The sequence below is a fragment of the Marinimicrobium sp. C2-29 genome, assembly GCF_038419845.1.
Taxonomy (GTDB): Bacteria; Pseudomonadota; Gammaproteobacteria; order Pseudomonadales; family Cellvibrionaceae; genus Marinimicrobium.
The window spans coordinates 34139-55449 of sequence record NZ_JBCAQT010000017.1; the positions used below are offsets into that span (position 1 = coordinate 34139).

The 21311-nt window shown below is 58.3% G+C and carries 16 protein-coding genes and 1 pseudogene; 8 read left to right on the forward strand and 9 right to left on the reverse strand.

Translation table 11 applies throughout. The features are described 5' to 3' along the window. The first annotated feature begins 24 nt into the window (after positions 1 to 24). The 5 genes from AAE484_RS15520 to AAE484_RS15540 are packed head-to-tail and all read left to right on the forward strand — an operon-like array spanning position 25 to position 7093. Positions 25 to 1848 (forward strand): IucA/IucC family protein, encoded by a 1824-nt coding sequence (locus tag AAE484_RS15520; RefSeq protein WP_341939340.1) that lies wholly within the window; start codon positions 25 to 27, stop codon positions 1846 to 1848. Beyond that, positions 1841 to 3664 carry an IucA/IucC family protein gene (locus tag AAE484_RS15525; protein ID WP_341939341.1) on the forward strand — a complete coding sequence of 608 codons (1824 nt, stop codon included), beginning with the start codon at positions 1841 to 1843 and terminating at the stop codon, positions 3662 to 3664. Before AAE484_RS15520 ends, AAE484_RS15525 begins: the two co-directional genes overlap by 8 nt. Positions 3665 to 3712: 48 nt before the next feature. Further along, entirely contained in the window at positions 3713 to 4993 is a 1281-nt protein-coding gene (locus AAE484_RS15530; protein WP_341939342.1) for an AMP-binding protein, read from the forward strand. Position 4994: 1 nt separating this feature from the next. Beyond that, positions 4995 to 6263, forward strand: coding sequence for a DUF6005 family protein (locus tag AAE484_RS15535; protein ID WP_341939343.1), 1269 nt, complete (start codon positions 4995 to 4997; stop codon positions 6261 to 6263). After that, positions 6260 to 7093 (forward strand): sugar phosphate isomerase/epimerase family protein, encoded by an 834-nt coding sequence (locus AAE484_RS15540; RefSeq protein ID WP_341939344.1) that lies wholly within the window; start codon positions 6260 to 6262, stop codon positions 7091 to 7093. The genes AAE484_RS15535 and AAE484_RS15540 overlap by 4 nt, the downstream gene beginning before the upstream one ends. A 22-nt stretch (positions 7094 to 7115) precedes the next feature. Here AAE484_RS15540 and AAE484_RS15545 read toward each other — a convergent pair whose 3' ends face one another. The 4 genes from AAE484_RS15545 to AAE484_RS15560 are packed head-to-tail and all read right to left on the reverse strand — an operon-like array spanning position 7116 to position 11410. Continuing rightward, on the reverse strand, positions 7116 to 7430 hold the full coding sequence (locus tag AAE484_RS15545; RefSeq protein WP_341939345.1) for a DUF3325 family protein: 315 nt from the start codon (positions 7428 to 7430) through the stop codon (positions 7116 to 7118). Then, the gene (locus AAE484_RS15550) at positions 7424 to 9082 is read right to left on the reverse strand and encodes a PepSY-associated TM helix domain-containing protein (protein ID WP_341939346.1); all 1659 of its coding nucleotides are present in this window, start codon (positions 9080 to 9082) and stop codon (positions 7424 to 7426) included. Before AAE484_RS15550 ends, AAE484_RS15545 begins: the two co-directional genes overlap by 7 nt. Further along, complete coding sequence (locus AAE484_RS15555) at positions 9079 to 9360, reverse strand: DUF3649 domain-containing protein (protein ID WP_341939347.1); 282 nt, start codon at positions 9358 to 9360, stop codon at positions 9079 to 9081. Before AAE484_RS15555 ends, AAE484_RS15550 begins: the two co-directional genes overlap by 4 nt. Positions 9361 to 9376: 16 nt before the next feature. Continuing rightward, positions 9377 to 11410 (reverse strand): TonB-dependent receptor, encoded by a 2034-nt coding sequence (locus AAE484_RS15560; protein ID WP_341939348.1) that lies wholly within the window; start codon positions 11408 to 11410, stop codon positions 9377 to 9379. Between the two features lie 285 nt (positions 11411 to 11695). On the opposite strand from AAE484_RS15560, the gene AAE484_RS15565 reads away from it, so the two are divergent. Beyond that, the gene (locus AAE484_RS15565; protein ID WP_341939349.1) at positions 11696 to 12433 is read left to right on the forward strand and encodes a hypothetical protein; all 738 of its coding nucleotides are present in this window, start codon (positions 11696 to 11698) and stop codon (positions 12431 to 12433) included. Here AAE484_RS15565 and AAE484_RS15570 read toward each other — a convergent pair. The 3 genes and pseudogenes from AAE484_RS15570 to AAE484_RS15580 form a co-directional block, all read right to left on the reverse strand. Next, entirely contained in the window at positions 12408 to 12608 is a 201-nt protein-coding gene (locus AAE484_RS15570; RefSeq protein WP_341939350.1) for a DUF2905 domain-containing protein, read from the reverse strand. The two genes, AAE484_RS15565 and AAE484_RS15570, sit on opposite strands and share 26 nt — an antisense overlap. 143 nt (positions 12609 to 12751) lie before the next feature. Continuing rightward, positions 12752 to 14638, reverse strand: coding sequence for a cellulase family glycosylhydrolase (locus tag AAE484_RS15575; RefSeq protein WP_341939351.1), 1887 nt, complete (start codon positions 14636 to 14638; stop codon positions 12752 to 12754). 466 nt (positions 14639 to 15104) lie between these two features. Continuing rightward, positions 15105 to 16268: pseudogene (locus AAE484_RS15580) on the reverse strand (glycoside hydrolase family 11 protein); the annotation flags it as partial. 517 nt (positions 16269 to 16785) lie between these two features. On the opposite strand from AAE484_RS15580, the gene AAE484_RS15585 reads away from it, so the two are divergent. After that, complete coding sequence (locus AAE484_RS15585) at positions 16786 to 17763, forward strand: GIY-YIG nuclease family protein (protein ID WP_341939352.1); 978 nt, start codon at positions 16786 to 16788, stop codon at positions 17761 to 17763. A 218-nt stretch (positions 17764 to 17981) separates the two neighbouring features. Continuing rightward, positions 17982 to 19697: a protein kinase domain-containing protein gene (locus AAE484_RS15590; RefSeq protein ID WP_341939353.1), complete on the forward strand. Its 1716-nt coding sequence runs from the start codon at positions 17982 to 17984 to the stop codon at positions 19695 to 19697. A gap of 118 nt (positions 19698 to 19815) precedes the next feature. Here the strand turns inward: AAE484_RS15590 and AAE484_RS15595 are convergent, their stop codons facing one another. Continuing rightward, positions 19816 to 20628: a formate/nitrite transporter family protein gene (locus AAE484_RS15595; RefSeq protein ID WP_341939354.1), complete on the reverse strand. Its 813-nt coding sequence runs from the start codon at positions 20626 to 20628 to the stop codon at positions 19816 to 19818. An 86-nt stretch (positions 20629 to 20714) separates the two neighbouring features. Next, positions 20715 to 21155 carry a cyanase gene (gene cynS, locus AAE484_RS15600; protein ID WP_341939355.1) on the reverse strand — a complete coding sequence of 147 codons (441 nt, stop codon included), beginning with the start codon at positions 21153 to 21155 and terminating at the stop codon, positions 20715 to 20717. Positions 21156 to 21311: the final 156 nt, after the last annotated feature.

Here is a 21311-nt window from a genome sequence, read left to right on the forward strand (position 1 = left end):
ACAGGAAGCCAGGAGGAACGACCTATGGCCGAAGCCCGAGACATTGCCGAACAGGCCTCATTCCAGGCCTTTGTGAATTGCTACCTGCGGGAAGTGGATGCCGGGCGATGGGTGTCTGCTCGCTCGTTTCGCCGACAGTTTCCCTCCGCGTCGTTGAGCCTGGAGGGGAAGCAGCTGTTGCGTTTGCGTCTGCCGGGCCAACAGACGGTGCTGCTGTTCGACGTTCTTTACCGCTCGGAAGTGGGGCGGCACCAGATTGTTTCGGCCTTTGTGCGGCAAAACGACGAACTGAAACCCGAAGGCTATTGGAGCGTGATTCTGCTGCTGGTGAAGGAGCTCTTTCACAACCGCGCCGTTTCCATCAAAGGCAGCGCCGTCAGCGGCCGGCTCAAACATCGGCAGTTGGAGTTGACCCACCGGCTCACCGACAGTCTGCAGAACATGACGCGCTATCTGGAGCAGCGCTGGCAACAGCCGTTTACTCCGCCGCTGACGTTCTGTCCGGCGGAGCAGAGCCTGATCTTCGGACACTGGCTACACCCGACGCCCAAAAGTCGTCAGGGCATTCTGGAATGGCAGCACGAACTGCTGACGCCCGAGCTTCAGGGAGAATTTCAGCTGCATTACTTTGCCGTACATCGGGATCTGGTGGAGCAGCAATCGGTCTTGCCGGAGTCGGTTGAAGGGCTGACACGTCAAACGCTGGGGGAAGAGGCGGACGCCCTGGCCGGCCAAGAAGTGCCGGTACCTACCCATCCGCTCCAGGCCCAATGGCTTATGTCCCGGCCCCAGGTGCGGGAATGGTTGCTCGAGGGACGGGTGCGTGACCTGGGCCCGTTGGGTCCGCACTACCGCGCCACTTCATCGGTACGGACCCTGTACGCGCCCGACCAGCCCTGGATGTTCAAACTGTCTTTACCGGTAAAGATCACCAACTCTCTGCGCCAGAATAAAAATCACGAATTGCGCGCCGGTGTATTGATGGCGGGGTTGCTGAAAAAGCTCGCCTTCTCCGCCCGCTTCCCGCAGTTCCAGATCATTCTGGATCCTGCCTACTTGACGGTGAAAACTCCGGGGGGCGAGGAGAGCGGGTTTGAAACCATCATCCGGGACAACCCTTTCGCAGTTGACCCAAGCGAGCCGATCGCCTGCCTCGCGGCCCTGGTACAAGATGCCTGGCACCCGGACCAGCCCGCCTCCGCGCTCAAACAAATTGTGCTTACCCAGGCGACAAAAGAGCAGCGGGCGCCGGACCAGGTGGCGCTGGACTGGTTTGAAGCCTATTGGCACTGCGCCATTGAGCCCTGCATTTTGTTGTTTGACTGGCATGGCATCGCCCTGGAAGCACACCAGCAAAACAGTCTGTTGCAGCTCGAAGACGGTTATCCCACTGCCTACTTCTATCGCGACAACCAGGGTTTTTACCTGGCCGACAACGAGCGATCCCAGCTGCTGCAGTGGCAACCCGAGCTGCATGGCAACCGCGAATTGTTCTATCCGCCGGAGATGATTGCGGATCGGTTTGGTTACTACCTGATCGTCAATCAGCTGTTCTCCGTGATTCATCGAATGGGCGCCGATCAACTGGTGGACGAAGCCCGGTTGTTGGCGATCGCGCAGGCAAAGCTGGACGTGTTGGCGATGACGCTCTCGGGCAATGGGCGTCTGTTGGTTGAGCGCCTGCTGAGTGCTCCCAGCCTGCCAGCCAAAGCCAATTTACTGACCCGTGTGGAAGATATTGACGAGCTTGAGGCTGAACTGGAGTTGGCCAGTTACGGGTCCATTAACAATCCATTAAAAATCGAAAACCGTCACTACGAGTGCGGCAGGGAGGTGGAATATGCTTGATGTTTCTTCGTCATCGCCGAGGTTGGACGCTGAGGAATCCGTCATTTCCGAATCCGGGCAAAACCCGGGTTTGAGTCCGGCCTGGCAGCGAGTGGTGCGCCAGACACTGGAAGCGGTTTTATATGAAGGCCTGGTGGATTGTGTGATTGCACCGAGTCTCAAACGCAAACGGGACAAGCCTGGTTGGGGAACGGTGTACTTTGGCCTGGGAGGACGGGGGTACAGCTGTCGTGGCAAACGCGGTGGCTTCGATCGGGTCCGGTTGAATATCGACAGCCTCCGGCGGTTGGGATTGCAGACACGACCGGTGAATCTCGTGGAGTTTCTGCGCGAACTGGTGGATGCACTACCGGGTGAGCCCGGGCCCAAACGACGCTTCTGGAATGAGCTGCAACAGACGATTGAGTGGTCGGAGTGGAACGACCGTAATCTTGAGCCCAAAACGGATCGGCGACACTTGAACTTTGCCGACCTGGAGAGCGCCCTGACCGAGGGCCACCTTTATCATCCCTGCTTCAAGGCGCGCACCGGTTTCACTCTGTCCGACCATCAGAATTACAGTCCGGAAGCGGCGCAAGCCATCCGGCTGCAGTGGCTCGCGGTTCCCAAATCCATGGTGGTGCTCAGTGGCGCTGCCCGAACCGACGACTTCTGGTGCCGGGAGCTGGGTTGGCCTTTGTGGCAGTCATTGAGAGCCCGCTGCCGATCCCGGGGTGGCGACCCGGATCAATACCAATTCCTCCCGGTGCACCCCTGGCAATGGCACAACCGCTTGGCACCGAAGCTGCGCCTGGCCAATCGCTCGATTCTCGAGTTGGGACAGCCCGGAGACGGCTATCGGGCCAGCCAGTCGATCCGCACGCTGCTCAATAACAGCGATCCGACCCGGGCCAACGTCAAGCTGCCCCTCGATATTGTCAGTACCTCGGCCCGCCGTCCGCTGTTGAGTCACGGGGTGGACTCGGCGCCGGCTGTGTCCCGCTGGCTTGCCGGACTGGTGGCCGACGATGATTTCTTCCAGCGCCATCCGCTGGTGATATTGGAAGAATTCGCCAGTGCGCGAGTGTTGGAAGCCAATGTGTTTGAAGCGGCTGATCCGGCGTTCTGTCAGTTCGGGGTGATCTGGCGTGAGAGTGTGGAAGCGCGACTTCAGTCTGAAGAGGCGGCGGTGCCCATGACCGCTTTGGCGGCGGTGGAAGCCGATGGCAGACCGTTTATCGAACCCTGGGTGACACGTTATGGCGTCACGCCCTGGCTGGCGCAGCTGTTCGACACCCTGGTGCTCCCGGTCTGGCACCTTTTGGTGGAGCACGGTGTGGCGCTGGAGGCTCACGCCCAGAACAGCATTCTGATTCACACCGACGGTTGGCCGGCGCGTTTGGCCCTGCGTGATTTCCACGAAAGTCTGGAGTATGTGGAAACCTTTCTGGCCCAGCCGGAGCGGGCGCCGGATTTTAAAACACAGCCCCACTACGCTGAGGCCACCCCCAATGACTATTACTGGATGGACTCGGTGGAGGCGTTGCGCGAACTCTACATGGACACTCTCTTTGTATTTCACCTGAGCGAACTGGCCGCATTGTGCGAGCGCTTCTATCAATTGCCGGAATCCGATTTCTGGACACTGCTTCAAAACTGCCTGTCGGTTTACCACGAGAGCGGCTACGCCGACGCCGAGCGACGGGCGGCCATTGGTCATGACGCCCGGTCGATTCGGGTGGAGTCGCTGTTGCGCAAAAAACTCTGTCCCCATGAAAACGAGTATCACCACGAGGTACGCAACCCTTTATTTGTCGATCAGTTGTCTGGGGATTAACTGTTCACAGGGTAATCGTTTATGGGCCAATGACGTCGGGAGCGAATCATGTTTTATATCAACGATCAGTTTTACAGTGAACAGGACCTGGAAAATCGCTGGCGTCAGCTGGCCGACAACGACGGCTTCAATGAATGCCGCCGGCTCGCCGTGGTCACAGAGGATCTGTTCGAATGGCTGGCTGTCGCACTGTTCTGTCAGCGCCGCGGTCGGTCCGTCGCCCCGATTCACCCGGACACGCCCAAAGCGGGTGCTCTGGAAAAGGCCCGGCAACTGCAATGCGACGGTTTGGTGTGGCAGCTGGCCGAGAATATTCAGCGGCTTACCCTCGACAAGCAGGCCGCTGACGATCGGGCGAGTGGTACCCTGATTCAGTTCAGCTCGGGTACCACCGGCGCGCCCAAGCGAGTGGAGCGGCGCTGGTCCGAGATCGCCACGGAGATTGAGCATTACAACCGCGCTCTGGACTTTGAAGATGATGTGGTGCCGGTAGTGGCCTGTCCGGTGACTCACTCCTACGGGTTAATTTGCGGTGTGATGGCGACGCTGGCGCGCGGGCAGACGCCGCATATTGTCAGCGGTTGGAACCCCAAATATCTGATTCGGATTCTGAGCGGCTACCGCAAGCCGGTGCTCTACAGTTCACCCACTTTTATCAAAGCGTTGATCGATCTTTGGCCGGCGGACAGACCGCTGTACGGGGTGATGACATCGGGCAGCGCTATGCCCACCCGTTGGTTTCGGGCGCTGTCCCAGATGACGGCCCAGCTCTGGCAACAGTACGGCTGTTCCGAAGCCGGTTGCGTCGCGGTGGCCCGCGATCCCGCCGAATCCGGCATCGTGGGCCAGCCGCTGGGCCATTGCGGTATTGTTGCGGGCACCTCTTCCGAGCAGCCGGGTGAAGTGGTGGTTTTGCAGGGCGAGCGCCATATTCACACACGCGATTCAGGCTATCTGGATCGACAGGGCCAGCTGCATTTTTGCGGTCGGCTGGATGACACCATTGTCGTGTCCGGTTTGAACGTCTATCCCCGGGAAGTGGAAGATGCACTGACGGACCACGAAGGGATTCACGATGCCGTAGCCTTCAAAGTACAGGATGCATTGGCCGGGGAGCGCATCGGCGTATTCTATACCGGGGATGCCAATCTCAGTGAAACCGAAGTACGCCGCTGGTGTGCCGGGCGCCTGGCCAGACATCAATGGCCCAGTTGGGTGCGCTACCGCGAGGAGCTGCCGCGTCTACCCAATGGCAAAATCAGTCGGCGCCAACTGAGCCGGCAATATGGCCAGGGCGGCGAAGCGGTTCAAGGACAGGGGGCGGCCTGATATGACGTCGCCGATAGAATCCAGTTTTGTCCACTCATTGCAACGGTTGGTTCGGGAGCATTTTCCCAGGCTGGCTTCCCGGGCGATCAGCCTTGAGACCCATCTATTGTTTGACCTGGGATTGGACTCGGTTGAGCTGATGCAGGTGTTGGTGCTGCTGGAAAAAGAATATCACTACAGCATTCCCGACAGCGCGCTGAGCGGACAAGCACTCGATACGGTGGCCGATCTTCAACGTATGGTCACCGGCGAGACGGCGCCCACTGTGGGTGAGCCGGAGCTGGATGTAAAAGTGCATTGTGTGGTGAGCTGCCTGTGTCATCCGGTCAAAGAAGCCGCCATTGATCATCGGCCCATGTATTTTGGCGTGTGGGATGCGCCCGTGTTCATCGACGATCAGCACCGGCTTCGCTACCACACGGCGGACGTCAACCATGACGACTTCTTCGCCTGGTTCTCCCGGCTATATGGCGCTCAGGTCCATTCCTGGTACGACCCTCATGTCAGCAAGAGAAAAAACGTCGAACGGCTGGAAAGTCTTCTGGCCGAAGGGCGTTCATCGGAGCACCTGATGGTGATGCTGGATCTGTACCGATTGCCGGAGCGGGAAAACCGTTTCAGGATCAATCCCTTCCCCCACTATGTATTGCTGGAAGAAACCGACGGTGTGGATCGGCTCTGGATGTGGGACCCGGATTTTCGCTGGGAGGGCGCGCTCGATCGACGGCGGGTTTTGCACGCGGTTGAGTCGCCCGCGGTAGCGGGAGGTTATCGTCTGGATGTCTCAACGCTTCGCACGCCTCGCCCGGCGGATGTGGCGGCCTATTTCGATGCCTGTTTTCAGTCTCGCCGCAACGGGCTGACCGACGCCGTGCAGCAAGTGGTTTCGGCGTATACCTCTGACGCCTCCTTGCATCCCCGCGATCTGGGCGCGGCGCTGTCCGAGTTGCCGGTTCTGGGCATTCGCAAATACGCCTACGAGCATGGCTTTGCCTATTTCTGGCGCGCGCTCGAACGCCCGGAGCCGGAATTTGAACACTGGTGCGAATCCATCGAAAAGTTGGCCAATGGCTACGACCGTTTGCTGTTTGTCGCCAGTCAATTTTCCGAGGCGCCATGCTCGGATGGGTTCAATGCCCTCTGGGCCGAAATAGCCACGCAAAACGCCCGGGAATGCCGGATCAAACAGGCGCTCAATGAAGCCTATCAAGCCTGGCGAGCGCCGATGTTTTCCTCCAGCTTGGAAACCGCGAAGGAGGTATTGTCATGATGCATCTGTCACTTTGCACCATCAGCTTTCGTCATCATCTGGTGTCGCTGCCCGAGTTGGCAACCTTCGCGGTTCGGGCGGGGCTTGATGGTATTGAATTGTGGGGTGCCCACGCCCGCGGCTTGAGCCATCAACCGCATCTGAACGGCGACTGGCTCAATGGCATGAACCTTAGGGTTTCCATGCTGAGTGATTACCTGCCGTTTACGGGGCCGGCGGAACACGGCGAAGAAAAACTGGCGCAGCTGTGTGAGCTCGCCGAGCATTGGAACACCCGACAAATACGGGTGTTTGCCGGGCACAAAGCCAGCGCCGCTACCACGGAAAGTGAGCGACGCTCCCTGGTGGCACAGCTTCGGGACTATTGTCGGCAGGCCGACGACGCCGGTATGACTTTGTTGATGGAAACCCACCCCAACACCCAGGCGGACACCACCGATGCTACCCTGGCGCTGCTGGCCGATGTGGATCACCCGGCGCTCAAAGTCAACATGGATGTGTTGCATTTGTGGGAAGCGCACGAGGATCCGGTGAGCGCCTGGCATCGACTCGTGCCTCATGTCCGGCATCTGCATCTGAAAAACATCCGCGCCGCTGAGCAGCTGCCGGTGTTCGCTCCGACCAATGTCTATTCCGCCTCGGGTGATCGCGAAGGCATGGTGCCGTTGTTTGATGGTGCCTGCGACCTGTTGCGGTTTATTGACGCACTGCCCGCCGACCGGGTGCACAGTGCCTCCCTCGAGTGGTTCGGCCCGGACCCGCATACGGTGATTCGCTCAGACTGTCAGCAATTGCGTCGGTGGGAGACGGGCTATCAATGCCGGGCATAGGGGAATTGTTACTGGCGCTCGATTAACGGGTGAGGGAGCGATGTTTTTGGCTTCGAGTGACAAGCCCCCGAATGCTGAGACCGAGCGCCACGAGCAGACTGGTTAGCGCCAGCCACCCACACCAATACGTCAGCCCGAGAGCCCAGCCTGACTGGCGCGCCGACAGCGCGATCGATACCAGCATCAGGGTGTAGCCACACAGCCGAAGCCCGAGTGCGATGGGACGAAATTGATCCGGGCGGCGGGCGATGGCGGGGTTGAGGGTGCGAAAGTGGTGGGGCAAAGACAACGCGAGCAAGCCCACGGACACCAGAAGCACCGCTGGGACCGTTAACATGAGACCTCCTCAAGGTTTTGCCGACGAGATTCGGTTGCCATGACTGAACGGCGGCTGCCATGGCGCGCCATGAGTCCGAAGCTCAGGGCCATTACCAGCGCGCTCAGATCGACCCCCGCCAACACCCAGTCGCCCGCCGCGAGGCTCACCCCGAGGTGGCGGTCGCTGGTCAGAGCATTAACCACGGGAACCGAGCCCCAGGCCAGAGCTGCGAAGGTGAGTTGTGTTTTCCACACAGCGTGGAGCGGGCACCAACTGGCATACAAGCCGAGTGCCAGCCAGCCGAGAAAAAGACTGTGCATTTCCCAGTCGGCCCGGGCGGGCCAATGGGCGGGCAATAAGCGATTGGCCAGAAAATACAGGGCAATTGCGGTGGGTAGACCGACGAGCACGGCGGCATAAAACCGCTCCACTGTCGCATAGGCAGTGGGGTCCCGACTCCGCCGTTTTTTCAGCCAGAACAGAATGCCGGTGGCAATCATCAGGATGCCCAGAAGACTGCAGAGAATGTACAGCCAGCGCAATGGCCAATCGGCGAACAACCCCTCATGCAATGCGATCAATGTTTTTTCTACCGAGGCGGCGCCGCCGTATTGTTGGGTGCCGCCTTCAAGGCGCTCACCGGTGCTGGCCCGGTACATGATCCGATGGGGCTTGCCCTGATATTCGGCGGGCGAGGGCTCCGGCAGATAAAATGAAAGGCGGGCACTGATGTCGCCGGGGTACAGTATGTAGATCTGCACGATGCGCTGGCCTGACTCGCGCTGGGCGAGCGTTAACAGAGGCAGAATGGGGACGGACTCGGCGGGCTCGCCCGCACGCGGTTCGGGCTCATCGTCGGGAAACGCTTCGTGCTGAAATACCCGAACGCCCTCGTCACCGTAGCGTGCACTGACAATCGGCTCCATAAACGTCAGCGCAAAAAACAAGAGGCCGCTGTAGACAATCATGATCTGAAATGGCAGAGCCAGTACGCTGCTTAAATTGTGAAAGTCCAGCCAGGAGCGGGCGCCCCGATATAACCGGAGCGTAAAAAACTCCCGAAAAATACGCCGATGAATGATCACTCCGGTCACCAACCCCACCAGCATCAACAGCGAGCAGAGCCCGACAATCCAGTAGGCGGCGATGTCAGGCAGGTAATGCAGGCGCCAGTGCAACCGGTACAAGGCTTCGCCACCGCCGGTCTGACGGGGTTGAACCCAGAGCGGTTCTTCCCGGCTCAGATCCAGATACTGAGCCTCGCGCTCCGGCCTCTGGCCGTCCTCTCCGCGCGGGGGCTGCCACTCAACCCAGAAGTTGCCGTTGCGCTCGGTCGGTAAAATGATGCCCCACCAGATCGCATCGTCAGGTGCCTGTTCTTTCAGGCGCTGCACACCCAGCCGGATCAGTTCGGCGGTGGAGATGGTGCGCGGTCCCTTGTCTGTGGGGGCGCGGTCCGTGGGGATGCGGAACACGCTGAGCTCGGGGGAGGGCGTAAAGGTTGTGGGCAGACTCATGGCCAGAGGCCGCTCCGGTTTCAGCCAGCGGTCCAGCTCGAAATGAAAATACCCCAGGGTGCCGGTCACGAAGATAAAAAACATCAAGGCACTGAACACAATGCCGGCCCAGCGGTGCAGCCAGGTCATGGAGGTGCGAAACGCCGACTTCATGGCAGAGCCCCACCTTGATGACCGAGCAGAGCAAAACTGATGCCTGCCGATATCACGGCGGGAATCAGCAAACCGGTCCAGGCCCGCCAATGGCTGCGCACCCCAAACGCCCATAAAAAGGCACCAGTATACACAACAAAGCTCAGCAACAGGGCGGTCACCGTGGCTTGGGCCCGATCCACCGGCAGGAGGACGCCAACCAGCAGCGAGAAGGCAATGCTGAGGGCGTAGCCGCCCAGCAAAGCCGCCATACATCGGGAGATGACATCCAACAGCATCACAACCTCAAGGGCATCAGAAGCGCAGCGCCAGGCTCACTCTCACATCTCGCCCGGGCGCCGGGTAGCCGACGATGGCTTCGTAGTCGGGCACATGACGAAAATCCTCGATGCTGCCGTGGTCCAGATACTGTTCATTGAAGGCGTTTTTCACGGTCAGCGTCAGGGTTAGATTATCCGTCGACGATGGCGCCCAGTGCAGATACAGGTCGTGGACGCCATAGCCCGGTTTGTCGATGCTCGCCTCGGCCGCTTCCACATAAATATCGTTCAGGTCATCCACCAGAGTACCGATCCAGCCGATATCGATGGCGGGCGTGAGTTGGTAGGAGGTGTCGATGATCAGGGTGTCGCCGGTGGAGGTGCCCAGATAACCGTAGGAATAGCGAGTCACCGGCTCCCCATCCAATTCGGCGGTGGTGTCCAGAAAGCTGACTTTGCTGAACAGTTTCCGGCCGCTGTAACTCAGTGCCAGGGTGTAACCTTCCGATTCCAGATCGCCCAGATTTTCGTAGTGGCGAGACCAGGGCACGGCATTGCCGATGGCGTTTTCGATGGTGACATCGTGAACCCCGGCCGAGAAGGTAAAACGGGCCAGTTCATAGTCCAGCCCCAGCTCCAGGTTTTTGGCTTCTTCGGCCTCCAGGTCCGGATCATTGGTGGTGCCAAAGAGTTTGAAGCCATCGTTGGTTTCCACACCACGCAGTGCTTCGGCATAGCCGCCACTGAGCGTCAGGCGCGAGGTCGCCTCATAGGAAAACCCAAGGTTGGGGCTGAAGCCTTCGGAGGTAAACTCGTTGCGCTCTTTATCCGTCGCCGTGAATTCATCATAGCGAGTACCAAAGCTCAACAACAACGCCTCGGTGGCCTGGTAGCGGTCCTGAATAAACAGGCCCAGTACCTCGCTGGTTTCCTTGAATTCGTCGTCGGAAGAAGCCTCTCCGGCGGTGACTTCATCGTCCCGGTAGTCCACGCCGTAAATCAGCTTGTGGTCGGCCAGTTGGCTGGTGTTTTTCAGGGTCAGCCCCTGGCTGTCCACCGCGCTGGTGTAATCGTCCCAGGGGCGGTAGATCTCAAAGACGGTGTTGTAGAGGTTGGCCTCAAGGTTGACCGCCTCGCGGGTGGGCACATCCCATTGATAGTTCAGGGTGCTGGTTTCCCGTTCAAACTCCAGGTGTCGCAGCGGGTTTCTCGGTCCCTCGGCCCACTCGGGTCGGGTGAGTTTGTCGCCTTCTTCGGAGAGGTGTTCGTGGCTCAGGCTGAGCCGGTGCCCTGCGCCCAGGTCGCTGACCATTTTCACAAAACCCAGGTCCTGCTCGGAGTTGGTGCCGGTCAGTTCGTTGCCGTCGGCGTCTTCCATGTTGCCCTGGTCGGCGGTGACAAAACTGCCCATCACACTGAACCGGTCACTGAGCCGGCCATAGACAGTCGCGCTGTGCTTGTGTCCGTCGGTATTGGAAAAATAACCGGTTTTGAGCATGCCGCCGATTTTTTGGGAGCTGCTCAACAGATCCTCCGGGTCCTTGGTTTCAAACCGGATGGCGCCGCCCAGGGCGCCGGGTCCATTGGTGGCCTCACCGGCGCCCACCTGAACGCCCACCTGCTTGAGCAGTTCCGGCTCAATGGATATGCGGCCGGTGTGGTGATAGGTCACACCCGACTGGGTGGCGCCGTCGACCGTGATATTGAGTGTGTCTTCCCCCAGGTTGCGTACATAGATTTTCTGCGCGGCGCCGACCGAGCCGCCCACCAGCACCGAGGAGATGCCGGAGAACACATCGTCCAGGTCGTTGGCCTGTTTGCGCGCCAGATCCTCGCTGTCGAGCAGGCTGTCCAGCGGCTGGCCCACAATCACCAGCTCTTCAGTGGCCGGCGTGCGCACCTGAGCTTTGCGCTCGCTCGGGTTGTCCGATTCGTCGGTTCCGGCGGAGGAGTCCTCCTGGGCCAAGGCCATACCCGGGCTTGCAAGGGCGGCGCAGAGCGTCAGGTGGCTCAGACAGGTCAGGGGAAGTGTGAAACGGGGGGCTGACAGACGAGAGCTGTGTCGCATGGAAATCAGATCCTTTTAAGGGTTGCCTAAAAGGTAATTATTATCATTTGCGATATATTCTCTGTAAATGACTTTTACAGTTGTTACATTTGCGGAAGTGGCCTTGGCTGTTGCCTTGCTCAACAACTGGGCGCCCTAAACCCGGGGGCGTGGCGCAACAGCTCCGAGTGGAGCCCATGTTGAGTGCTGCACTCGACGGAGAGTGCCAGGGCTGCTATAAAATCACGGGGCTTTCACGATTGCGGTCGAAGGTCCAGTTCAGCTCGATTGAATAGAGTGTGCCTTATGTTTGAGCGGCAGATCATTGACATCCTGGCCGACCGGGATAGCGGCTCTTCCCAACTGGTGGATCGCATCCAGAGGGCGTTTCATTGCGTTGAAAACAACCACCCGGACGAGCGGCAGTTGCGGTGGGCCTTTGGGCGGCTCCGGCACATTGATGGCTCGATGGTAGTGGTCCATCACCTGCTTGATACCCTGGAGCCTGCCATTGGTCCCACGTTCTTCGATTCACTCCGCCAATATGAGCGAGAGTGGGGCGACCTCCCCCGTCGGGTCGCCACCCGGTTGAGTGAGTTGCGAGACTGGAGTAACCGCAACGTTCTTACCCATAGCCGCAGCGGGATGCTGCTGGAGGCCATCAGGCGTGTCACCGAAGATTACGAAGGGGTCAACGTCTGGCAGACACGCTCGGAACCCGGCGGCGAAGGTGTGGCCCAGTACCGGGAGCTACAGGAGCTGGGTGTGGCGGCGCACCTGGTTGAGGACAGCCAGGTCCCGGAACTGGCTTCCTCAATGGATGCCGCCTGGTTGGGTGTTGATCAATACAGCGAGGAGATGTATGTCAACAAAGTTGGCAGCAAAAGCGTCGCGGAGGCAATGAGTCGTGCCGGGAAAACGACTTTTGTTCTGGGAGATCCTCGCAAGCGGGGCAACACGCTGAGCGTCTCGAGCGATTTGTTCGAAGCCGTTCCCTTTACCCGTGATACCTGCCTGATCAGCGCCGGAAAAACATCGCGATGAGCGATAGCACTACGCTCACCAGTATCATCGTGGTAATGGGGAAAAAGAAGGTATAGCCGGGGCGCTCAATCACAATATCGCCCGGCAGTCGACCCAGTGGAAGGTGTTTCAACCAGGGCCAGGCCAGAGCGGTCAGAATCAATAGTATGCCGATGATCAATAACGTACGTTGCATAAAACCTCCCGCAGGAGATTGTAACGTGGAAGGTCGGGAATGTCCCGAGAAGTGCTTATGGTGGATCATGTCCCGGCCCTCATACATGAGAAGCCCCTCCGGCCGACCGGAGGGGCTTTGGGGTTCCGCCATTGGGCCGGCTTCTACCAGCTGCCAAGCTGCAGGTTGTAGCTTCCCGAGGTCTGCTTCACATGGATATAGTGATCGCAGTTGTTGGTTCCGGTATCCACAACACTGAAGTCGTTCAATACCTGTTCAACATTGGCGATGACGATGCCGTTGCAATTGCGTATGTCATAGACATTGGTTCCGCTGGCGCTCCAGGTGCCCAGACGGATGCTGCCGCTGCCGTGGTTGTAGACCAGGCAATGGCCCTGGGAAACGCTGGTGGTGCCGCCATTGGTTACGCGTGCAGCGTTGCTGTCATCACAGGGGAAATCGCCATCGGCCGGAGGCTCTTCTGTGGGCGGTTCCTCTTCTTCTGGTGGTTCCTCGGCCGGTGGTTCGCTGGTGCCGCCGTCGCTGATGGAAAAGTCCATATAGTTCAGATTAGTGGCGCCATCGTAGAACTCCACGGTAATGACGGCATTGGAAGGGATATAGACACCGGCAATCTCCTTGTCGGTCCAGGTCTGCCAGCCGCCGCCATCACTGCTGATGGTATCGGTCAGGGTGTCGTTCACATAGAGCGAAACGCGTTGTCCGGCGTCCATGGAAGCTAGCCGAAAGGTGACGTCATAGGTTTCGTCGGCGTCAGCAATGTCGTAGGTCAACTGCTCTCCGGGCTCTGTCCAGCCCACATTGCATCCGCTCTCACTGGAATCTTCCACATCCACATCCAGACCCCGGTATTCGCAGGCGGTGGGCGAGCCGCTGTTGCCCGGTGTGGTTTCCACCGGTGCGCCGTCGTAATGCTCGGCTTCGATCCGGGCCGGCAGGTTCGCGCCGCTGCTGGACGAGCTGCTGGAGGAACTCGATGAGCTGCTTGAACTGCCTGAGCCCGATCCAATGGCATCATCGCCGGTCCAGTTCTGGATCAGGTTGTGGACATAATTACCCGAGGCGGTCAGGTCCGACCCGCTCCAGCCGCCGGTGGTGCTAGCGCCGGGAACCAGAGCCGACGCCCCTTCTTCCTTGTCGTTGATGGACCAGTTGGCGTGACTGATGTCGTTGGCTTCCAGGAAGTTCATCCAGGTGTCTGTTGCGGCACTGGCTACACCGCCGTCGCCATCGGCGTTGACCGTGCCCCATTCGGTCACAAACAGGGCGATGCCGCTGTTCATGGCCGAGCTGGCCTTGTCACGCAGAGACTGACCGTGGGTGCCGGCGTAAAAGTGCAAGGCGTAGGCAATATTGTCGTAACCGGTAATGGGATCCTGGGCGGCCGCATCCACATCCTGGGACCAGGTGGGTGTGCCCACCACAATCAGGTTGTCCTGATCAATGGCTCGAATAGCGCTGATCACGGCTTCGGCATAGGGCTTGATGGTTCCGCTCCAGGACACCTGCAGGGGTTCATTGTAGATTTCGTAAATGACATTATCGTGGTGGCCGTAAGTCTGTGCCATTTCCTCGAAAAAGGCGACGGCTTCGCTCTGGTTCTGCTCGGCGTGGTGGGAGTGCCAATCAATGATCACGTAGAGATCATTGGCGATGGCGGCATCCACCACGGTGGTCACCTTGGCTTTATTACCCTGGGGGTCGTCCAGGTAACCGCCCTCGTCCTCGACGCCCATGGCGGCGCGAACGAGCCTACTGTTCCAGTCCTCCTTCAGCCATTGCACGGTACCCGCTGTATAGAATTTCTCTCCGCCCCAGCCATTGTTACTCCAGAACAGACTGTTGCCGGCGAGGCTGACGGGTTCACCGTTACTGACAATTGTATTACCTTCTACTGATAGCGGAGGAACCGCCGCGCACAGCGCGCTGATGCAAAGACCCACTGCAACAGAGACGCATTGAAGCAAGCGCTTTGAGAAGAACCATTGAGTGAACGTTGGGGATGGCTTGTTGAGACTATTCATTATCATTTTAAGCTCTCTTGGTTTGAATTGCCGAATGGATTTTTCAAAATGACGACCAAGCGCGCATTGGCGCAGAGAAAGCGTGTCGACAGGAGATAGGCTAGCAAACGAAATATGGTGTGTGCAGAAAAATGACGTTTCTGCAAAGTAATTCACTCTACGTATTTCGAATCATAATTCATGTCCTTCCTGTTAATTTCGAAACGGTATTATTTGCTGGTTTTTGGTACAAAAAAAGGGCGGAAAGATCCGCCCTTTAGGGTTCCCGTCGCAATCCCGGCTCATTTAAGCCGGGATGCGCGTGGGATATGGGGTGCGGGTTCGTTTAGTTACACACGACGCCGCCACCACCGCCCTGGTCGTTGCAGGTATTGTTCCCGATGCAGCTCTGGTTGTTTTCCCAGCCCCAGCCGCTGTCCTGGTTTTCGCAGCTGGCTATGTCGCTGCCGTACCAGTCACAGTAACAGTCGCCGCTGGTCGTGGTGCCATCGGTGCTGCCGCCGCCACTGGTGGTGCCGCCAGACATGTCGCCGAAGCCGATTACGCCATCACAGTGCATCCACTGGGTGTTGGAGCCGCCGCCGCATTCGCCTTCATAGGCGCTGGTGTTGTAGCTCTGGTCTTCGGCGTACCGGGTGTCGCCATTGATCTGAACATAGTCCACGCGGATCTCGTAGCCTTCGCCCTGATCGTCGAACAGCTCGACGTTGACGTCGCCGGTGGCATCGGTGTTGACGGTAAAGTCCTGCCAGCTGGTGGACAGGCTCAGGGTCTCGATGGTGCTGCCACCCACGTTCACGCGCAGCTGCTCGCTGCCCGACGTACCTACCGCGCGAACGACCAGCGTGTTATCGCCAGAGCCGGTGGTGCCGCCGTCGGAGCCGCCGGTGTCACCTCCGGTATCGCCACCGCCGGTGTCTCCGCCACTGCCTTCGCTGACCGTGATGTCTGAGCTGCCGGTGCTCTGGTAGCCCTCGGTTGCCAGGACCTGATAGTCATGATTCCCCAGGTTCAGACCGGCGGCGGCCCAGGCATCAAAGTGGTTGCCCACGGTGATGGTGCCGCTGATCTGCCCGAAGCCTTTCTTGGGCTGACGAACACTGAAGTACTGATAAAATGTCTGGGTGCCATCGATCGAAGGCTGCTGGATGCGTTCACAGCGAACGATCTCGTAGGTGGCGCCGTCGCTTTCGAAGGTGCCATAGGTTTGACGACCTTCGGTGCAGCTGGATGGATTGTAGGAGCCGTAGCTTTCGATCACGTAATATTCGATCAGCGGATCGCGGGTCCAGCCGTAAAGTGCCAGGTAGGAGTTCTGGGAGTTATCTACATTGTAACTGCCAGAGTAGTTGACCACTCGGCGTCCGCCGGGATTCCAGCCTTTCCCGCCTACCCAGTTGTTGGTGGCGTTGGACCACTGGGAAGTGTAGCGACCGCCTTCTCCCAGTCCGAAAGAGGCATCGCCGTTGTCTTTCCAGAATGAATAGAAGAAACCGTCGTGCGTGCCCTGAGCGTTTTCTGTCAGGGTTTCAGTCTGCGCCTGTGCGGTTGTCGTACCAAGCGCTGCAACGCATGCCAGCGTGGCAGCCAGCCCTTTGCCGGTTGTGCTTATCGTTTTAAGGCTTAAGAAACTCATAAAGATTTACCCTTCTGTTGAAGTGAGTTTTTTGGACGAAGAACGTGAACCTCGTATTCTTCTGGGCAACAGGAGCGTCAGGCGGAAAATAGTTGTTATGAATCTCCGGGCAGCGCTTCTCCATCGATACCGAGCGTGAGGAAGTGGCCTTTGCAAGACGGATCCTGTCTGTAGCGAACACGCGTTATTGAGCCGGTGCCACCGTGTTGATTTTATTGTGACATTGGGATGGCAACCCTTGCGTGTTCCGACACTACGGGACTGACGGTATAGCGACAGAAGGAGATTGTCAACAAGACTATATGCATATAGTCATAAAAACAATAAAGAAGGTTTTTACATATAGCGATAGGTTCCTTAAAGCGAGATGTGGGTCACAATTTCTGCAGACGGTACCCTCCGTTCTGCAAATCCAAAACGTCGGCGCTTTCGTACTTGATGGTATGAGGATGTAAAAGACGGTGTCTGTGCGGAGCATGCGCTTCCCCTCGGCGCAGGACAAGAGTAAAGGTGTGCAATGGTGACTCAACTCAATCCAGAAAGGCCGGGCCTGGATCGGGCGACGCTCGATGCGTTACCCAGCGGGCCGGGTGTGTATTACTTTTACGGCGAAAACGCCAACCTGCTTTATGTGGGCAAAAGTGTGGATGTGCGCAAGCGTGTGCTCTCGCACTGTAGGTCTGATGTTGCCACTGCACGGAAGAGGGCGCTGTACCGGCAAGTTCGGGATGTACAGGTGTGCTCCACCACTGGGGAGCTGAGCGCGCTGCTGCTGGAGGCGCAAGAGATTAAAACCCGTCAGCCATTGTTCAACCGGCGCCTGCGCCGGGTGAGCAGACTCTACACCCTGCAGTTGAAGGACGATGGCCGGGGGCTGTTTCGCCCGGGGGTCATCGAGGTGCCCAAGGCCAGCCGTCAGCGCCCCATGTACGGGCTCTTTCCATCGGTGAAAAAGGCGCGCTCGGCGCTGATATCGGCCGGTAAGGACGCCGGCCTGTGCGATCACGTGGTGGTGACGCCCGCGTCTTTCTCCGGTGCCTGCATGAGCCGCCAGCTCAAACGCTGCCATGGCCTCTGTACCGGGGACAGCTCAGTGCTGCAACACAACGTCACCCTGATGACCGTGCTGGAAACAATGGCGCTGGCGGCCTGGCCCTATGACGGCCCCGTTGCTCTGCTCGAACGAGAGGATGTCCGCGATGCTGGTTCAGCCTATACGCTATTTGTTCTGGATAACTGGTGTGTTCTGGCAACCATCAGTGGTCAGGGAGAGCCGGATTGGGAGCAGGTCGCAGCGGCGGACCGGAGCGGCGCGTTTCTGGACCGGGATATTTACCGCTATCTGCTCAAGGCGGTGAACCGCCCGCCGGATAACGTCCGGATCTATCCGGGGGAGACGCTGTCACAAGCCGCCAAGACGACGTCGGGATCAGCCGGTCGCCCTCCGGAGCCACCCAGCCGGTGTTTGACGGGGCAAGGGTCGGGCCGAACTTGAAGCGTCGCTGCAGGTGGCTTAACCGCCGCTGGTGCTCCCGACACCTTTTTTGGGCTGGTGTACGCTGAAGGACATCGCGATTAGGTTCAGTTTATCATGGACCACTAGTGCCTTCAGGCCTTTGGCATTATGCTAAGGGCCGGTAGGCGTCGCCGCTTCAATTCCATCGGCGGGCGGCAGTGGATCACGGGTTTTGAGAGAACGCCATGGCGGGGTATTTGCGAGTATCGATTGGGCAACATTCGGATGCAGGAGCCAAACCAAGCAATCAGGATTTCCACGGGGCGCATATTTCCGAGGGGGCGGAGCTGGAATCCAAGGGCATTGCCATGGCGCTTGCCGATGGCATCAGCTCCAGCAACGTGGCTCACATTGCCAGTGAGACCGCCGTTAAAAGCTTTCTTCAGGACTATTTTTGTACATCGGCTGCCTGGTCAGTGAAGAAATCCGGCGACCAGGTGATTAACGCAACGAATGCCTGGCTGCATTCCCACACCAATAACAGCTGGGCGCGTTACGATAAAGACCGTGGCTACGTTTGCACCTTTACCGCTCTGGTGGTCAAGTCCACCCGGGCGCACTTTTTTCATATAGGCGATTCCCGTGCGTATCAGGTGCAGGGACGCTCCCTGGAGCAGCTGACCCGTGATCACCGCCACTGGACCTCGCCTGAGAAAAGCTACCTGGGTCGGGCTCTGGGTGTGGATGAGCGGGTTGAGATCGACTATCACACCTTGGCTGTGGCGGCTGGGGATACCTTTGTGTTGGTGACAGATGGCATCTATGAAACCCTGAGCTCCACCCAGATAACGGAGGCTATTGCCGATAACGCGGGTGACCTGGATGCGGCGGCACGCCGCATCGTAAAGGCGGCCTATGAGCAAGGCAGTGATGACAACCTGACCGTTCAGATCCTGCGTGTTGATCAGACTCCTCAGCCCAAACTTCATGAGCTCCATCAGCACGCAGCGGAGCTGCTTTTTCCGCCCGCTCTGGGTGCGCGCAGCCTGATTGACGGTTTCGAGGTCGTGCGCGAGCTGCACATGAGCAGCCGTAGTTATATTTACCTCGCCCTGGATACCGAGACAGGTAAGCCAGTGGTGCTCAAGGTGCCGGCCATTGACGTTCGAGAGGACCCGGTGGCCCTGGAGCAATTCCTGGCCGAAGAGTGGGTGGCGCGCCGTGTTGACAGCCCCTATGTGTTGCAGGCCCGTGAGCGCACGCATCCCCAGAATTATCTGTATGTGGTAACCGAATATATCGAAGGCCGGACCCTGACCCAGTGGATGCGTGATAACCCCCTCGCCCGATTCGCCGAGGTCAGAAAGCTGGTGGAACAGATGGGCAAAGGGGTGCGGGCGTTACACCGGCAGGATATGATCCATCAGGACTTGCGCCCCCAGAATATCATGATTGACAGTGTTGGCACCGCCAAACTGATCGACTTTGGTGCAGTCCGGGTGGCGGGAATCAGCGAGAGCATCGGGTCCGATGAGGAGCCCGTTCTGGGCACCCAGCAGTACTCGGCGCCAGAATATTTTATGGGCGAGGGTGGCTCGGCCCGCTCGGACATTTTCTCACTGGGAGTCATCACCTACCAGATGCTCACCGGCTGCCTGCCTTACGGCCCCGAAGCATCCCAGGTTCAAACCCGCGCCGACCTCAATCGCCTTAAATACGATCCGGTTTATCACTACAATCGCAGCTGTCCGGCCTGGATCGACGGGGTGTTGCGCAAGGCTTTGCACCCATACCCCGACCGGCGTTACGCCGAGGTGTCGGAGTTTATCCACGATCTTTACCACCCCAGGCGCGAGTTTGTGAATGCGGTGAGGCCGCCCCTGATTGAACGAGATCCGGAGGTCTTCTGGAAAGGTGTCTCTCTCCTGCTTTCGGTTGCCTTAATTGTGCAACTGGTTCTGGCGTATCGGTGAGCAAAAAAATCGGCGCCGTGATTTTTTCCCGGCGCCGATCCGATTGCGTTTGAGCCAACAGTGAATGTTTGTTCGTCCGTTGTTCAGGTCACTGTTCGATCATTTTCCAGACCACGTCTCACGCAAAGGTCTTCTTCGCCTGAGTCCGGACATGTGTGGTATACAGCACCAAACCAACCAGGGTCAGGCCGCCTACCAGGTTACCCAGAACGGTCGGGATCTCGTTCCACACCACGTACTGATACAAGGTGAATTCGGCGCCCATCATCAGTCCGATCGGGAACAGGAACATGTTGACCACGGAGTGCTCGAAGCCCAGAAAGAAAAACACGATGATCGGCATCCACATCGCCATGATTTTTCCGGAAACATGGGTGGAAATTGTGGCGCCAACGACGCCCATGGAGACCATCCAGTTACAGAACATGCCGCGCAGAAAAAGCACCAACCAACCGGCCGCACCGGCCTCCTGATAGCCCACGGTCCGGCTCTCACCAACAGCCATCATTTTCTGGCCAACCTCATTGATTGCCTCGGAGCCGCCCATGGAAAAGTTCAGATAACCAAAAATAGCGATAAAAAGCGCACCGCCGAGGTTGCCGAGTCCGACCAGGCCCCAGCATTTAAGCATTCGGGGCACAGTGACGCCCGGGCGCTTGTCAAGCAAGGCCATAGGTACCAGGGTGAAAACCCCGGTTAGCAGATCGTAGCCCATCAGGTAGAGCATACAAAAGCCGACCGGAAATAGCAGTGAGCCTAACAGGAAAGAGCCTGTCTGAACGGCGATGGTGACGGCGAAGATTACCGCCAGCGCCAGTGTCGCGCCGGCCATGAAAGCACGAATCAGCGTGTCTCTCGTGCCCATGTAGATCTTGGCTTCGCCGGCATCCACAAGCTTGGTCACAAACTCGTTGGGTTGAAGATAAGACATAGTGATGGTCCCCTAAAAGGTATAAATAAAAAGTGAATGGGTTGATCGGGTGCCTGTGTTATTCAGGCGCGCCTACCGGACATCCCTTACCAGCGTTTGTAAGGAAGGAACTTGCCATCCATGGTGACCACAACGCGGTCGCCCTTGGGGTCCTCCACTTTCTCCACATACATTTTGTAGTCGATAGCGCTCATGATGCCGTCGCCAAACTTTTCGTGAATCAGTGCCTTTACGCTGGGACCGTAGATCATGGTGGCTTCGTAGAGGCGGTAAATGAGCGGGTCCTGTGGGACGCTGTCGCCCCAGTACTTGGAAGGGCAGGTCTGCAGTGCGTCCGCGATGTCTTTCTCCAGACCCAATGCAGTGCACAGAGCCTTGGCCTGATCCTCGAGCATGGTGTTCATGCCAAAGCAGCAGGAGGTAGTCCACACCGGGGACATGCCGATCGCCTCGGCAATCTGCTCCCAGGTCATTCCTTTTTCGTTTTTTGCTTCCAGAATGGCGGCGGTCATCAATTCGTGATTCATAATGAGGCTCCTCAGTAGTATTTCGAACCATTTTGGTTCGTGTGTATCTGTTTGCGCGTGCCTGTTTGGTGCGGGCGATAGACGAAAGCCTTTGCCCACGGGCGGTTGCATTGCGCTTGTGTCGATTTCAGTTAGGCTGTAGCAGATACCGTGCCA